This window comes from Janthinobacterium sp. SUN137, assembly GCF_030587265.1.
GTDB classification, from domain to species: domain Bacteria; phylum Pseudomonadota; class Gammaproteobacteria; order Burkholderiales; family Burkholderiaceae_D; genus Janthinobacterium; species Janthinobacterium kumbetense.
The window spans coordinates 230669-244806 of the sequence record NZ_JAPWHZ010000002.1; the positions used below are offsets into that span (position 1 = coordinate 230669).

The window sequence follows — 14138 nt, forward strand, 5'->3', positions numbered from 1 at the left end:
AATTTTCATTTATTAATAAATAAGCAATATCGCGCAAGGCGGACATGACAGCGGTATTCATGAGACTCCCTCGGTTGGCATCAGATGGAGGTAGTATCGTTTGGTTGCTTAAGCCGGTCTTGAACGTTTGCGACACGCAACAATATTTTTATGACGCTATCGGATGCTGTCCGCCTTGTTGCCTGCGCGTGGCGCTAGCCTCTTGTGTCCGAGCCTCGTTGGTGCGCAGCACCGTTTACTTTCCGCCGTTGCCGCCAGCCACCGGTGAAAAGGCGGGGCCTTTGACGCGCACTATTTGACAAAAGGGCTTGCCGTTCAAGACGGTATCTGACGGATATCCGGCTTGGGCATGGCGGACAGCGAGAGGGTGCGCAGCACTTCCAGGCCTGCCACGAAGGAGTGCCCGCAGTCGGGGTTCTGGCACACGCAGGTGATTTCCTTGAACATGGCGGACATCGTGCGGCTCTTGACGGCGCGGACGGTGTTTTCGCAATGCGGGCAGGGCAGGCCGATGACTCTCATTTCAGCTTTCTTTCCACTTGGTACAGGGCGCGACCGCGACCTGTCATGTTTTTCGACTGTATGCGTAAGCGCGACTTGACGAGCCATTCAGCCGCCTGATCGATACTTGCCAGCCCCTGGCGCTGGCGCACGAGTTCCAGCACCGCGCGCTCTTCGTCATTGAGGTGAATTTGATGGTCTGGCATTTTCTGTAACTTTAGAGTTGCTCAAAAGTGACTCGGTTTAAACGCTGCGACGCTGTACGCTGTCGATAGTGGCGTCATCCAAGGCGATCACGGCCAAGGCTTCACGCATCACGATCTGGCGCACCAGCACTGTAAGCTCTTCGCCCTGGTAGTTGGCGATCGAGGAAACAAGCTGGTGCTCGTAATCGTCCAGGCGTAGCATGACGCGGTGGCTGCGGATACGTTTTGCATCGGGGTACATGACGTGGTTCTTAGTGGATGGGTTTGGATGCGAGTTCGCGTTTGTAGTCCGCCAGGCCGCGCAGGATCAGAAAGCGCAGGAACCATGCACGGGATCGTTGTTGCGCGGCGGCAAAGCCTTCGACTTCCACCACTTCATCAGGCGCCAAGCGGACGCCCAACGGTTGCGAAGTGACGCCCTTGGCAGTGCGCCCGGTTTTGGATATGTTTTTCATAATGTTATGATGTGTAATCGCTACAGGATGGCGTAAATATGGTGTCTAAAAACGCGCTAATCAATAAAAAGATGTGAGTATGAGCATGTTTGGTGAAAGATTAAAGCGAGAGCGTCAACGTCTGGGCATGAATCAAGATGACTTCGCAGCGGTTGGCGGGGTCAAAAAGCGCGCTCAAATTTCGTATGAAAAAGATGAGCGATCCCCGGATGCTGTCTACCTATGTGCGCTATTAGAGATTGGCGTAGACGTTTGGTATGTAATGACTGGCAGCGTTTCAGCTGCGGCGCTCAGTCCGGATGAAAGTGAATTAGTTTCGGGTTTCCGGAACCTAGATGCACGCGGACGAGCTGGTGTTCTTGGAATGATTGGCGGCATGCGCCTGCCAATGCCCCAGGCATCTCTTGCAGGGAATGCCCCACACGTTGAAACCCACGGCAAGATTGGGCAAAATTTCGTGGGGAATATCATTGGGCCGCAGACTTTTAATGTGGCCGGCAGCGGACGAAAAAAGGAAAAATAGTCTGCAAATGATTCACCTTCTTATGCTTATTGTAATTGCTGCCTGTTTGCTTTGCATAATTTCCAGCAGCTGTAATTCTCGGAAGCGAGCGTTTGAAGCAGGAAAATTGGAAGGCTCAGTTTGGCATCATATCCAAATCTAGTTCTTTTGGCAGGTGGTTCTTTAACTTTTCTAACGTCTGCTCCTCGTCGGGAATTTGGTCTCGGCCGGCATCTTTCGTTCTGAAAAAGTCATCTCCTAGCGGAAACAAGTTTAAGTTTAGTCTCAATTCGCTATCACGGTCTCGCCTTCATTTTTCGAAAGTCCCGAAATTCAAAAAATTGCATACATGGAGTGGATTAAATGAGCATGGCTATTACAAAGGCGAGCTTCGAGGAACTTCTCGTTGACCGACAGGTTAGGGTTATGGCGTTGTTCGGGAAGTGGGGTACGGGCAAGAGCCATATGTGGAAACTCCTGCGTGCTACCTCGCGTGATCCCGAGATAAAATCGGCGCTCTACGTATCGCTATTTGGGGCTGCATCGGTAGGAGAATTAAAGTTGAAGCTCTGCCAATCTGCAATGCCCTTGCTTGAGAAGAAAGGTCCTAGAGCGGATGCTGTGAAAGGTGCAATCAACACAGCAAAGATAGCTGTACAGTCATTTTTTAAGCTCGGCTCAGCCCTAGACGAACTTACCATGCTTGCCATTCCAGCATTGGTACGGGATAAGTTTATCGTAATCGACGATATAGAACGGAAGCACGACAAGCTTGCTATCGACGAAGTCTTAGGGTTCATCGACGACTTCACGCAAAATTATGGGTGCCGGATTTTGCTGATACTAAACACTGATCAGCTGGCCGACAAGACTGTATGGGATAAGTTTAGGGAAAAGGTCATTGATGCAGAATTGCGGTTGGATACGACGTCGGCCGAAGCCTTCGACATTGCCGTCCAGCTTTCCCCAAGTCAGTTCGCGCCGAAGATTCAACCGGCGGTAGAAGCTTGTGGACTCACCAATATTAGAATTATTCGCAAGATTATTCGAGCCGTAAATAACATCCTTTCCGGGAATTCAGCACTTCTCGATGACGTTCTGAACCGCATGATCCCCTCTACTGTGCTTTTGTCTGCTATCCATTACAAAGGAATTGAGGACGGTCCCACCACTGCTTTCGTTCTTGATTCACAATCTTCTATCAGTCGCCATTTCGAACGGCGCGAGCGGGCGGAGCGTGGTGAGGATGCATCCGATGAGGACAAACTCCATGCGCGATGGGAGCTTTTGCTTAATCGTCTAAATATTTCGCACACTGATGAATACGAAATACTCGTGTCCGACTACCTGAGCGCAGGCCTTGTTGATCGCTCTTCAGTCGATGCGATTATCGGTCGCTATAGTCAGGAACGGCGACGTGCAGGCGCACAGGCACGAGCGCGAGAGTTTATTCAGTCCACGATTTGGGATCCAGAACTACCGCCTAATGAGATTCTGAAAACCGCCCAATTAGTTCTCGCCGACGTTCAGTATCTCGATTGCTATACGGTCACTTCATTGCACGATCTCTTGGCGAACGTGGAGGGAGGAAAAGAGGTTGCTGGACAGATGATCACCCTTTGGATCGAACACTTGCAGAAAATTGCGGCAGCCCCAGGTGCTGATCCTAGTCAATTCGAACTCAGTAAATGGACTAACCAAAATGTGCATCCATCAATCGTGTCCGCTTTTTCAGAGGCTCGCGGTCATGTCGAGCAGCGACGCACCTTACTGGACGTAATCCTTATCCTTGCCGAGAGAGACGCATGGGGCCATGCCGACGAGGCTGTTATCCAAGCGGCGACCATAGATGATTTCAAGCAAACAATTCTGAGCCTTCGTGGCGAACAGCTCAGGTTGTTCCTGCTTAAAAACATGGACTTATACGCTAATCGCAATAGTTATGAAAAACACTTCGGCTCCGGTCCTAATAATTTCCTTGAGGCATGCAAGAGAATTCGTGTTGAGTACGCAGGTACTCGCTGGGAGGGTTTGATCGAAAATGTGTTCAAAAGTGTCAACCTTGATGCCGACCTAAATCGGGAGTAGCACACCGCCTTGGCATAGCGAGGAAGACATCCAAAGTTTATAGGTTTGACGCTGAGCTTACGTAGAGCTTTCAGCTTGGGGATTCGCATAGCGGGGCCTGTGTCGGAATGGCAGACCTGACCTTTAAACGCATGAGCCTCAAACGTAAGAAACGCAAGGAAAGTAGAAAATATTTAAGTCTAGTTTGTTTGATTTATGTCTATTTAAGGGTAAATATGGGAGATTTTTTGAGGCGAGTGCGAGGTGATGAAATTCCAGGTCCCCTTCGCCGTGAATTTACTAAAAAGAAATGGAATGACGAATTTAAAAAATGTATTGATCCAGATGTGGAAGATTTGGCTTTGTTTAAATCTGGGGTGCTGGTCAGTGATAAGTTAAAAAACATTAGAAACTCTCTAAAGCTTTCAAATTCTTCGTCGCTTTCGGCAACCACTAAACTACGAGCATTTGTTGCAATGGCGAACCATGAATTTATTGTTAATGCTAAGCGTACTCACGAAGCTATGGGGAAGCTTGCGAAAGAGTTGCAAGAGCGCGAAGTTAACGGTTATGGCTTAGAAGATTTAACAAATATTAAACTTAAATTAAAAGGAGGTTTCGCTTGGGGGCCAAATGAGATAGTCGAAGGTTTAGTTGATGGTATGGAAATTCCCATTAGATTTGCGCTTCAAGGATCCCCGGTGTTGAGTGGGGCGCCGAAGATGAATTTGGTCGCGTGGAAGGAAATGGCCCATGAGCTTAATTTAGGAACTTTATATCGTATGATCGAAGACATATGGAATGATTGTCTTTGGAATGGATATGTGTCGGCAGACGAGGCGGGCGTGATTTTGTTTCTTCCGACTGATCTCGATGTGGTAAAAAGTTACAGTCTTGGCCTTGCACGGAGAAATTCGTTGAGTGGCACATTTAATATTTTAAGTGCGAAATATTACCGAGAGTTATATGATAAAGGAATTTTTCCTAACATTAGGGAGGTGAAGTCAATCGAGCGCAAAGGTAAGCATCAGGTTATAAAGGTTTCAAAAAATGAAAATCCATCTGATGCATATCAAGACTTGATGGCAATGTGGGCATTTGCATCGGAACCATATTACACTGAATTGCTTAATGAGGCTCAACCAAAACTTGCTGGTTTAAATTTATCGCTTCTCACCCGCGTTTGGACAGTAATATCACAAACTTCTCAAATTCTTCTTCGAAAATTAACGGAAAAGCATAACTCCGCAATTAACCCTGACGCATTGCCTCACGCCTGGTTCCCTGAGTATGTGCCGGTTATACAAGTGACTGCACTGGTTGATGCATTGTCTGTCGCAACAGGCATTAATCGAATCGAGGCTGCTCGGGCAGTTGAGTTTTTTACTTATCGAGGAGCGGGCGATCAAGAAATTTGGGCCCAACCATTAATTCCAGTTGGCAATGTTTCTGTTGCGCCATATTTTCCAGCAATAGTTAGTCCGAATCTTAGGCGTCTTATAGATGTTTGGATGAAACAAGCTGGTGTGGATTTGGGTAGGCGTGGGCCAGAATTTGAAGCTCATATTAGGGCAAGTGTATCAGAGTCGATTAAAACTTCGCCATTATTGGCAAATTTTTCTAAAAGCCTTTCAGATGATTATACATTTAAACCTGTAGGTAGTCGTTCAGAACAAATTGATTTGCTATTCTTTATCGGTAAGACCGTCTTTGTAGCGGAAGCTAAATGCATATTAGAGCCAGTAGACTCCAAAGGCGTTGCTATGCATCGTAAAACTGTGAATGGTGCTGCTATACAGGTACTTCGAAAGGCGCGCTCTATCGAGGAAAATAGGTCTGATTTTGTTGATTCCATGAGGAAATTTGGCTGGGATATTTCCGCGAATTTTGAAGTGATTTCGTTGGTTATTACAAGTTCGTCTAGTCATGTTGGCTTTGAATCACAAGGTGTTCCCGTAATTGATGAGCTGATTCTCGGCCGCTTCTTTGATGGATGCATTGAAAATGTAGCTCTGGCAGGTGATGGTTTGAAGGTCGTGAAGAAAATCAATACTATTTTCTATTCGACCGTAGAAGAAGCAGAAAAAATAGCTACTCAATATTTCAAATCGCCACCGCAATTGGAGCGATTTTTTAAAGGTGTGCAACCCCGCATAGTGCCAATATATCCCGTCGATAAAGATGATTGGGAAGGGCTTATATCATCGTTTGAATGCTTTCCTTTAGGTGGTCCTTGGGAAGATGATGCGAAAAGTGATTTGGCCGAGGCAGTGTAAGGCAATTCTATGGATTGATGCTCATAAAAAATTTAATGAGTATGGCAATGACTGTGTTTTTTTTGCTGAATTGTTGTTTCAATATTTCATCTCTATGACAGAAGCGATTTTTGATTGATGCGAACTGTTTGGCTGAGTTTGATTTTCATAGCACTATCCTTGGAAATCGTCGTTTACGGTTTCCAAGATTCCTCTTTATTCTCTTTGATGATATCGCGCACTTCTTGAATCTGCTTCCAGTAGTTGATTGACGCTCGTTTTGCGGCTTGCCTACTTTTGTAGAGATGTTCTAATATTTTGAGTTTGGTCTTGCTGCCAACCTGTTCCTGCCCCGCCTTTTTCTTCTTCGCCGCCACATCCTTCCACTTGGCCACCACGCCCGTGATGCCTTCGTCCGGGTCTTTCTCGTTCTCTCGTTCCGCCTCGACCGCTTCCGTCTTCGTTTCAAACTCCACCCGCGTGGTAAAGCCGCTGCCGCCCAGGCTGTGCGTGACCTTGACCGATAGCCATTCGGTGGCGTCGATCTCGGGCTTGAACCCTTTGACTGTCACGGGCGATTGCGGGAACACGGCCGGGTTGCCCAGGGCGAGGTTCATTTCAAAGGTGGCCAGGCCGCGCAGGATGCGCTGCCATTCGGCCACGGCCGCCGCGCGCGCGTCTGTTTCGTTGGCGAAGGTGGCCCGTAGGCGCTTGCTGTTGCCGGGCACGCCGGCCACGACGCTGCGGCGGCGTGCGTAGCGCTCGTCGTGCCAGAAGGCGCGCACGCCCGTGTAGGCATCGCTTTCGGCGCTGTGGTAGCGGTGGCCATCGCCCAGGGCGCGCGTGATGGGAATGACGGGCAGCGCCTTGCCGCTGGCGGTGCGGCTCTGGTTGATGGGGATAAAGAGCAAAGTGTCGTTCTTGACGGTGGCCACCGCGTGGTATTTCCTGCCCCGCCGGCGCAGGAAGGCCGCATCGCTTTCATGGGTCTGGTCGATGTGCTCGACGGCGGTATCGCGCAGGTGCGCCGATACGCCAGACGCCAGCTCGTTGCGAAAGGCAATCGCCTCGATGATGGCGCCCAGGGTGGTCTTGTGAAAGCTGTGTTCCTGCTGCTGTTTGAAGGTGTCGATCAGGTTGGCCGACCTGGCGCGCAGAGTAGGCGACCGCCACAGCCTGGCTCTTGGTCGTCACAGGCTCGTCGGCAAAGCCAAGTGCGTTGCACAGGCGCTCGATTTCATCCTCGGTAGGAATGCGTCCGCGCGAGGCGGCAGGCTTGGGACGGCGCACGTCGCTGGTCGGACTGGCCGCAAGCCATTTCCATTCCCTGCGCGCAGTCGTAAAAACGTGGGAAAGCAAGTTCAGTTCACGATTCACGGTGGCGCCAGTGACCGTGTTTTCCCCGGTCATGCGCTGATCGCGCCAGGTGCCGAGCAGCTCTGGTGTCAAGTTGGCCAGCTTGATATCTTTGATTTTCACGCCGCCAATGACCACTTCGCCGATGGCATTGAGCCGCAGCCTCTCCCAGCGCTCGCCGCGCTTGTGGATGGAGACTTCTTCCAGGTATCGGTCGAATGCGTCGCCGCAGCTTTTCCCGACGACGATGCCGCTGTCGGCGCCGCGCCGGATTTCGGTTTTGCGTTCCGACGCCCAGGCCGCAGCTTCGGCCTAGGTGCTGAATGTCTTAGATTCCCGTGTGCCGAGGATGGCGATCTCCGCCCGCCAACCGCCAACCCGTTTCCTGAGTGAAGCCATGCATCCCTCTCGTTGAGGCGTAATCACGGCGTAAGTCTGGCGTAATCGCTACCGGTTTTTGTCGGGTTTAATCTGTATCAAGGGAAATGTCGGGACGTAAAAAAGCCACTAACCCGTTGATTGTATTGGGTTTAATGGCTTTTTTGATGTTTCTGAATTCTATGCGCTGGTGCCCGGAGCCGGAATCGAACCGGCACGCCCTTACAGGCGGGAGATTTTAAGTCTCCAGTGTCTACCAGTTTCACCATCCGGGCAGCGCGGCGAGATTCTAGCACAGGTGATGCCCATAATGCCATCTTGTGCCTGAGCCAGGCTGTCCGGTTTGCGCCGGACAGCTTGGTTTTACCTGCCTGCCGTCAGAACGTCGCCTTGAACTGCACCCCGTACGTGCGCGGTTCGTTGATGATGCCCGTCAGGTTGTCAAAATCGATGGCGCCCAGCGACTGGATCTGGTTGGTGATGTTGCGGCCGTAGGCGGAGATTTCATATTTGTCCCATTTGTAGCCGACGCGCAAGCCGCCTTCCAGCAGTTCCTTGGCCTTGTATTCCTTCGCTTCATACAGGAAGAAGTTGTAGCTGGTGCGATAGGCCCAGTCCGTGTAGGCGTAGAACTCGCCATTGGCAAGGGGAATGCTGTATTTCAGGGTGAAATTGGTCTGCCACTCCGGCGCGCGGGGCAGCGGGTTGCCGTCGATGTAGGCCGTGCCCTTGAACGGACCGACGGGATCGGTGACGGTGCAGCCGCTGGCCGGGTTGTTTTGCGCGTTGCCGCAGCTTTGCACGAACAGTTTCTTGTCCTGGATTTCCGTGTGGTTGTAGCTGCCGCCCAGGGTCATGCTGAGCGAATCGCTGAGATTCGCCTGGAAATCGAGTTCCACGCCACGGCCCGTGGCCTTGTCGGCATTGATCAGCTGGTTCATGTTGACGGCGCCGCTGCCGGCCGTCAGCTGCTTGTCCTTGACGCGGTACTGGAACACGGCCACGCTGAGGCGCGCGCGCTTGTCGAACAGGTCTTGCTTGATGCCCGCCTCGACGGACAGCGCTTTCTCGGCGCCCGCAAACGAAGGGCGGTCGGCCAGGCCGTTCAGGCGGCCCTGCATCGACGGCGCGCGGTAGCCGGTGGCGATGCGCGCGTAGGCGTTGGTTTCCGGCGTGAGCACATAGGTGCCGCTCAAGTCCCAGCTGACGTTGTGCGAGGTGTCGTGCAAGTTGAATGGGCCGGCCGTGGTCGCTTCCACGCGCTTGGCCGAGAAATCCTTCTTGTCGCTCGTGTAGCGCAGGCCGGCGCGCAGTTTCAGGGCGTCCGAGACCGTGTAGTTGAGCGAGCCGAAGGCCGCATACGATTTCGAGCTCTGGTTTTGCGTGGCGTAGGCGCTGTTTTGCGGATTGCCGGGCGCCAGACTGTCAAAGCTGATGCTGTCGATCTGGATATCTTCCTTGAAGTAGAACAAGCCGCCTATCCATTGCAGCGGACCGCGGGCAGACGATTCGGCGCGGAATTCCTGCGAAATCTGCTTGTGGTTGGGGATCACGTCGGCCGTTTCCACGACGAAGGGGATGAAGCCAGGGCCCATCGGCGGGGCGTACACGGCGCCATAGCCGCCGTCGACGTCGGCGCGGCTGAAGAAATCGAGTTTTTCGTAGCCGGTGATCGAATGCAGGGTGACGCCGGGCAAGTCCCATTTCAGGCGCATGCTGCCGCCCTTGGTTTTCAGGTGCTGGCGGTTGATGCCGTCGGTCGGATAGGAGTTGTAATCGAAGTTGTCGACCAGGTCATTCGTGCCCTGTTTCAGGATGTTGGCGCGGAACAAAGTGGCCGTGCCGTCGAGGTTGCGCGCATGCACGTTGAACAGGGCGGTGAAATCGCGCGTGGGCTTGACCAGTACCTGCAGGCGGGCGGCGCTGTCTTCATAGCCTTCGAAGTCGCGCGTGCCGGTAGGGCGCGGGTTGTGCACGCGGTCGTCGCGGCGCTGCGTCTGGCCGGAAAAGCGCAGGGCCACCGTGTCGCTGACGGGCACGTTGAAGGCGCCTTCCAGGTTCTTCATGCCATCCTTGCCGAAACCGCCGCTCAGGTAGCCTTCCGTCTTGAAGACGGGCTTGGCGGAATCGAACTTGATCACGCCGGCCGGCGAGTTGCGGCCGAACAAGGTGCCTTGCGGGCCGCGCAGCACCTCGACCTGATCCACGTCAAATACGGGAAAACCCTTCAACATGGCGTTTTCCTGCACCACGTCGTCCATCACCAGGCCTACCGGTTGCGAGGCATTCAGGTCGAAGTCGGTATTGCCCAGGCCGCGAATGTAGAAACGGGGAAAGGTACGGCCGTAATCCGATTCGACGGAGACGCTGGGCGAACGGCTGTTGAGGAAGCGGATGTCGGCGCCGCCGGCCGTCAGGGTGTCGAGCTTATCGCCCTTCAGGGTGGCGATGGACATGGGCACGTCCTTGATGTTTTCCGCGCGCCGCTGCGCCGTCACGATCACCGTTTCCAGCTGGCCAGGACCGGCCTGCGTCACCGGGGCGGCAGGCGCGTCGGTGGCTGGCGGCAGGACGCTGTCTTGCGCCATCGCCTGCAGGGGGAAGGCGGCAGTGATTGCCAGGGCAATCAGGGTGTGGCGTACTGTGCTGGCGCGTGTGCTGGCATGCGGTGTCATCATGAAACGGCTCCTGTCGGTGAAGGTTGTTGGGGCGCTGCAAGCTGGCGCTGGCCAGCTGGACGAAAAATCATGCTAGCACGGAAAGTTTTGGTATTCATGCCATTTTTCAGGCGCGCTCATTCATATGTTTTTCGACTGAATACGCGAATAAAATCGTATTTGTCGTCAATATTTGGCGGGTGCATAGTGGAGTGCCGGCAGGCTTGCGCGAGCGCAAAGTGGCCTGGCATGGCGATGGCGGTTTCCTGCGGAAACGCAAACAGAGGGAGGGCTGTGGCCGCGCGGCCCGCGCCCGGGCACTGGAAATACAACAGCTGCCGCGGATTTTTTTCGGCAGGGGCGTGTTGTTGCTGCGCGACAGGGGACGGTGCCGGTGGCGGCCATCCCCTGTGCGGATCAGCCGGGAATCGGCGTGCCCTGGTGAAAAATCATTTGCCAGCGGCCATCGCGCCACTTCCACAGCGAACTGCGCAAGCTGGCGCTGGCGGGCAGGGCGCCGCTGGCGTGGCGCTGCGAGCGGTAGGTCACCAAGGCCACATCCTCGGCCAGCAGGCGGGCTTGAAAATCGCTGATGCTGCGCGGACAAAAATCTTCTGCCGGCAAGTCCGCCAGGGTCGCGGCGCGTGTCCAGAGCTTGCCCGAGCTGCCGAATTCGACGAACTCGTCGGCTAGCAGCGCTGCCATCCTGGCGCTGTCGGCGCGCACGGCCTGGCTTTGCAGCGCCGCTTCCAGCGCTTGCAGCTGCGCCGCCAGGCGTGCGCTGTCCTGCATCTGGTTCGGCGTGTGGTCCATTGCCAAGGTCTTCAGATGGGAAACGCGCCCGCGCCCGACACATTCAGGCAGGCGACCTTATCGCTGGAAAAATACTTGATTTGCCCCAGGCCGATGGCGTAGCAGCCGTCGCTGAGCGGGGAAATGGGGCCGGTGAGTTTTTCACCGCTGATCAGGGTCACCACCCAGGGCGTGGTGGCCGGTTTGCCCGCGTGGGCCAGTGCGTGTTGTACCAGGTCTGACATGGAGCCTCCGATGGAAATCAAAGCTCGATGATAGCAGTGCCGCGCGGGCTTGGGCGATGCCGTGCCGGCCTGGCGCATGGGCTGCGCCATGGCCGCCGCGGCAGGCATGGCGGGGCTTCATTATTTATTTGCATAATGGCAATTAAGTGATATAGTTGACAAGCACTCCTGGCGAAAAAGCTTGGCAAGGCAATGTTGATTGATCCTTTTCTGCCGTGCTGCGTTTGTTCCGCCGGCGCCGCGCGCACTACTTTTGAAAGCCGCACCATGTCCAGCCAGTACCCTGACGCCCCGCCCCGCTTTTCCATGCCCCCGCCGCCGGTCACCAATACGCCGCTGGAATTCATGCCCACGCACGATCTGTCCTTCTGGGACAGCGATGTGACGTCGGGCTGCATGGTGTCGCTCGATGCCGCCGTGTCGTTCAAGGATGGCTACCCCTCCTTGCGCATCGACCTGCCAGCCGGCTTGCCTGCCGGTACCGTCGTGAAAGTGGGCACGACAGGGGCTGCCGGCAAGGGCCAGCCGCGCATCCCGTTCAACTGGGACTTGCAACGCTTTTCCTTCGCGCTGCGCTCGACGAATGCCGCCATCATGCAGACGGGGGGCATGATTTACCTGGGCAACAGCGATTACAGCAGTTTCTGGTCCGGCTTCCTGAATGCCTTGCATTACGGCGGTTCCGCCGCCGCCGACACCTTGATGTTCGTCAACAATGAGTGGTGGGTGCCCAAGCTGGCCACGCCGCTCGATAGCGAGGGCACGCCCACGGCACAAAACCTGTCACGCGGGAAATTTACCGTGCAGCTGACCGCCGCCACGACGCAGCCGGAAACCATCTGGCTGGGCATGCTTGCGGCGTTGCCGAAGCGTAAATTGCCCACCGTCATCTTGTCCTTTGACGATGGTTATGCGTCCTGGGATACGTATCTGATGGAGCGGCTGAAATACTATGATTTGCCGGCCTCGTTTGCCATCGTCACGTCCCTGCTGGGGCAGCCAGACTACATGTCGGCCGAGCGCATGAAGGCGCGCTTCGACGATCCGTCGCGCCTGTTCGACTTTACTTTGCACCAGAGCGTGCACGACAATGTGGCGGTCCAGGGTTCGGCCCAGTACGTCACTGCGCTGCAGGTGGGGCGGGACAAGATGCGCGCCGCCGGTATCGGCGGCGATGGGCCATCGCACCATGCGTGGGTCGAATCGCTGTGGACGAATACGGCCATCAACGCCATGCGCGCCGCCGGTTTCCTGTCGGCGCGCGGCGCCGGCTATACGGCCGAGCGCGGCTTCGACCAGATGTTTTTCACTGGCAACGACAAGGATGCCTACATCCTCAACACCTCCACGGTCAACCTGACAAACGACGCCAGCTTTGCGCAAGTCCAGGCGGCGATCCAGACGGCGGTGGGCGACGACAGCTTTGTGTTTGTCAACGGCCACGATATCGTCAGGACGCCAACGTCCGATTACCAGACCTCGTATGCGGTCATCGATGAATTGCTGGCATGGCTGGCGGGGCAAGTGGCTGCCGGCGCGCTGCAAGTGGTGTCGCATAGCCGCTGGTTTGCCGATACGACGGGCAGGGTGACGGACCGGCGCTGATCGCCCCGGGAGCAGGGCTGCGCCGACGCCTCAGGCGTCGGCCAGCAAGTTCTTCGGCAGGGCCACCGATACCAGCTTCCAGTGCCACAGGCCGTCGCGCGCCAGCGTCAGTTCGCCGATATGGCTTTTGCTGTGGGCGCGCTGCACCACGACGCTGTCCCAGGAGGTGTAGCGCAGTTTGTAGTCGGGCTTGGTATTGCGCTTGCGGCCGCTGATGTCGCTGACCTTGGCGAGCGGTTTTTCGTAGCGGTCATTGAGCTTCATCAAGGCGACGATGCCTTCGGGCATCAGCATGGTATCGAGCAAGGGGTCGATGACGTCGGGACTGATGTCGTCGGCCACTTCGGGCGCCGAAAACAGGGTGTGCAGTTGTTGCCCGAGGCTGCCGCGCAACTGGGGCAGGTCGATATGCGCAGCGAGGGCCTGGGTATCCTCGTCCATCGTTGCCGTGCGAATCTTGTTCATGGTGAAATACGGGCTGCCATAGAAGACGCCAGCCAGCGCGACCAGTGCCACTACAGCGAGAAGCATCATTCTTTTCATCGTGCGATCTCTCGGATGCCTGGCGACCCGGTGCGCCTGAAGTGTTGGCATTCTACATAATATTTCCCAAAATCAATATAGAGGTTTAAGTAAGTGTTGTTTTAGATCAAGTTTCTTTAAAGTAATTCCGGCGGCAAGGTGATGTCCGTCAGTTTCCAGTCCCAGATGCCATGGCGGCGCAGCAAAAACTGGCTGGCGGCGGGCCCGGCGCCGCTGCGCCGCAGCACCACTTCGTTCCACGAGCGGTACGCCATGCCGAAGTCGTGGCGCTTGCCGTCCGCCCCGTGCTTGCCATGCAGGATCAATACCGTGATGCCGGGCGGCGAGACGATGGTGTCGAGCATTTCCTTGAAATCGTCCTCATTGGCCGTTTCGCCGGCCGCCCGCAGCTGGCGCGCCACGCTGGCGCGCACGGCGGGCAGGTCGGCCTGCTGCGCCAGGTTTTCCAGGCGCACGGATTTCGCCGCGATACTGATGCGGTACATGGCGATATAGGGGCTGACCCAGGTGAAGCCGATGGCGGCGACGGTAAAAATGAGCGCGGTGGCGTACTTTCTTTTCATGCTATGGCTCGTT

Annotated in this window: 15 protein-coding genes and 1 tRNA gene; 5 read left to right on the top strand and 11 right to left on the bottom strand. The window is 55.1% G+C overall.

Features of this window, described 5'->3' with window-relative positions:
• Positions 1–315 precede the first annotated feature (315 nt).
• The 4 genes from O3298_RS09090 to O3298_RS09105 are packed head-to-tail and all read right to left on the bottom strand — an operon-like array spanning position 316 to position 1162.
• Positions 316–522 (bottom strand): ogr/Delta-like zinc finger family protein, encoded by a 207-nt coding sequence (locus O3298_RS09090; RefSeq protein WP_305057494.1) that lies wholly within the window; start codon positions 520–522, stop codon positions 316–318.
• Positions 519–707, bottom strand: a complete 189-nt coding sequence (locus O3298_RS09095) for a hypothetical protein (RefSeq protein WP_035825591.1) — start codon at positions 705–707, stop codon at positions 519–521. Before O3298_RS09095 ends, O3298_RS09090 begins: the two co-directional genes overlap by 4 nt.
• A 37-nt stretch (positions 708–744) precedes the next feature.
• Positions 745–948, bottom strand: a complete 204-nt coding sequence (locus O3298_RS09100; RefSeq protein ID WP_305059073.1) for a hypothetical protein — start codon at positions 946–948, stop codon at positions 745–747.
• Positions 949–958: 10 nt separating this feature from the next.
• Complete coding sequence (locus O3298_RS09105) at positions 959–1162, bottom strand: hypothetical protein (RefSeq protein WP_305059074.1); 204 nt, start codon at positions 1160–1162, stop codon at positions 959–961.
• A gap of 79 nt (positions 1163–1241) precedes the next feature.
• Here O3298_RS09105 and O3298_RS09110 point away from each other — a divergent pair, with 79 nt between their 5' ends.
• The 3 genes from O3298_RS09110 to O3298_RS09120 all read left to right on the top strand — a co-directional run bounded on the left by O3298_RS09110 (position 1242) and on the right by O3298_RS09120 (position 6007).
• A complete protein-coding gene (locus O3298_RS09110) occupies positions 1242–1685 on the top strand; it encodes a helix-turn-helix domain-containing protein (RefSeq protein WP_305059075.1) in 444 nt (147 codons plus the stop codon).
• 342 nt (positions 1686–2027) lie between these two features.
• Positions 2028–3752, top strand: a complete 1725-nt coding sequence (locus tag O3298_RS09115) for a hypothetical protein (RefSeq protein WP_305059076.1) — start codon at positions 2028–2030, stop codon at positions 3750–3752.
• Positions 3753–3859: 107 nt separating this feature from the next.
• Positions 3860–6007, top strand: a complete 2148-nt coding sequence (locus O3298_RS09120; protein ID WP_305059077.1) for a hypothetical protein — start codon at positions 3860–3862, stop codon at positions 6005–6007.
• A 173-nt stretch (positions 6008–6180) separates the two neighbouring features.
• Here the strand turns inward: O3298_RS09120 and O3298_RS09125 are convergent, their stop codons facing one another.
• Positions 6181–7161: a contractile injection system protein, VgrG/Pvc8 family gene (locus tag O3298_RS09125; RefSeq protein WP_369811581.1), complete on the bottom strand. Its 981-nt coding sequence runs from the start codon at positions 7159–7161 to the stop codon at positions 6181–6183.
• Here O3298_RS09125 and O3298_RS09130 point away from each other — a divergent pair.
• Positions 7106–7735 carry a hypothetical protein gene (locus O3298_RS09130; protein ID WP_305059078.1) on the top strand — a complete coding sequence of 210 codons (630 nt, stop codon included), beginning with the start codon at positions 7106–7108 and terminating at the stop codon, positions 7733–7735. The two genes, O3298_RS09125 and O3298_RS09130, sit on opposite strands and share 56 nt — an antisense overlap.
• Before the next feature lie 173 nt (positions 7736–7908).
• On the opposite strand, the gene O3298_RS09135 is transcribed toward O3298_RS09130, so the two are convergent.
• The 4 genes from O3298_RS09135 to O3298_RS09150 form a co-directional block, all read right to left on the bottom strand.
• Positions 7909–7995: transfer RNA gene (locus O3298_RS09135), tRNA-Leu, on the bottom strand.
• Positions 7996–8097: 102 nt separating this feature from the next.
• On the bottom strand, positions 8098–10395 hold the full coding sequence (locus O3298_RS09140) for a TonB-dependent receptor (RefSeq protein WP_305059860.1): 2298 nt from the start codon (positions 10393–10395) through the stop codon (positions 8098–8100).
• Between the two features lie 399 nt (positions 10396–10794).
• Positions 10795–11190, bottom strand: coding sequence for a nuclear transport factor 2 family protein (locus O3298_RS09145; RefSeq protein ID WP_305059079.1), 396 nt, complete (start codon positions 11188–11190; stop codon positions 10795–10797).
• Between the two features lie 11 nt (positions 11191–11201).
• A complete protein-coding gene (locus O3298_RS09150; protein WP_010399127.1) occupies positions 11202–11414 on the bottom strand; it encodes a hypothetical protein in 213 nt (70 codons plus the stop codon).
• A 267-nt stretch (positions 11415–11681) separates the two neighbouring features.
• On the opposite strand from O3298_RS09150, the gene O3298_RS09155 reads away from it, so the two are divergent.
• Positions 11682–13019, top strand: a complete 1338-nt coding sequence (locus O3298_RS09155; RefSeq protein WP_289914276.1) for a polysaccharide deacetylase family protein — start codon at positions 11682–11684, stop codon at positions 13017–13019.
• Positions 13020–13049: 30 nt separating this feature from the next.
• On the opposite strand, the gene O3298_RS09160 is transcribed toward O3298_RS09155, so the two are convergent.
• Together O3298_RS09160 and O3298_RS09165 are read right to left on the bottom strand one after the other, a co-directional pair.
• Positions 13050–13553, bottom strand: coding sequence for a DUF2939 domain-containing protein (locus tag O3298_RS09160; RefSeq protein ID WP_180278753.1), 504 nt, complete (start codon positions 13551–13553; stop codon positions 13050–13052).
• Between the two features lie 125 nt (positions 13554–13678).
• Entirely contained in the window at positions 13679–14125 is a 447-nt protein-coding gene (locus O3298_RS09165) for a DUF2939 domain-containing protein (RefSeq protein ID WP_305059080.1), read from the bottom strand.
• Positions 14126–14138 lie beyond the last annotated feature (13 nt).

Coding starts and splice junctions, on each gene's coding strand:
- O3298_RS09090 (WP_305057494.1), bottom strand. CDS start 522: ATGAGAGTCATCGGCCTGCCCTGCCCGCATTGCGAAAACACCGTCCGC.
- O3298_RS09095 (WP_035825591.1), bottom strand. CDS start 707: ATGCCAGACCATCAAATTCACCTCAATGACGAAGAGCGCGCGGTGCTG.
- O3298_RS09100 (WP_305059073.1), bottom strand. CDS start 948: ATGTACCCCGATGCAAAACGTATCCGCAGCCACCGCGTCATGCTACGC.
- O3298_RS09105 (WP_305059074.1), bottom strand. CDS start 1,162: ATGAAAAACATATCCAAAACCGGGCGCACTGCCAAGGGCGTCACTTCG.
- O3298_RS09110 (WP_305059075.1), top strand. CDS start 1,242: ATGAGCATGTTTGGTGAAAGATTAAAGCGAGAGCGTCAACGTCTGGGC.
- O3298_RS09115 (WP_305059076.1), top strand. CDS start 2,028: ATGAGCATGGCTATTACAAAGGCGAGCTTCGAGGAACTTCTCGTTGAC.
- O3298_RS09120 (WP_305059077.1), top strand. CDS start 3,860: ATGGCAGACCTGACCTTTAAACGCATGAGCCTCAAACGTAAGAAACGC.
- O3298_RS09140 (WP_305059860.1), bottom strand. CDS start 10,395: ATGACACCGCATGCCAGCACACGCGCCAGCACAGTACGCCACACCCTG.
- O3298_RS09145 (WP_305059079.1), bottom strand. CDS start 11,190: ATGGACCACACGCCGAACCAGATGCAGGACAGCGCACGCCTGGCGGCG.
- O3298_RS09150 (WP_010399127.1), bottom strand. CDS start 11,414: ATGTCAGACCTGGTACAACACGCACTGGCCCACGCGGGCAAACCGGCC.
- O3298_RS09155 (WP_289914276.1), top strand. CDS start 11,682: ATGTCCAGCCAGTACCCTGACGCCCCGCCCCGCTTTTCCATGCCCCCG.
- O3298_RS09160 (WP_180278753.1), bottom strand. CDS start 13,553: ATGATGCTTCTCGCTGTAGTGGCACTGGTCGCGCTGGCTGGCGTCTTC.
- O3298_RS09165 (WP_305059080.1), bottom strand. CDS start 14,125: ATGAAAAGAAAGTACGCCACCGCGCTCATTTTTACCGTCGCCGCCATC.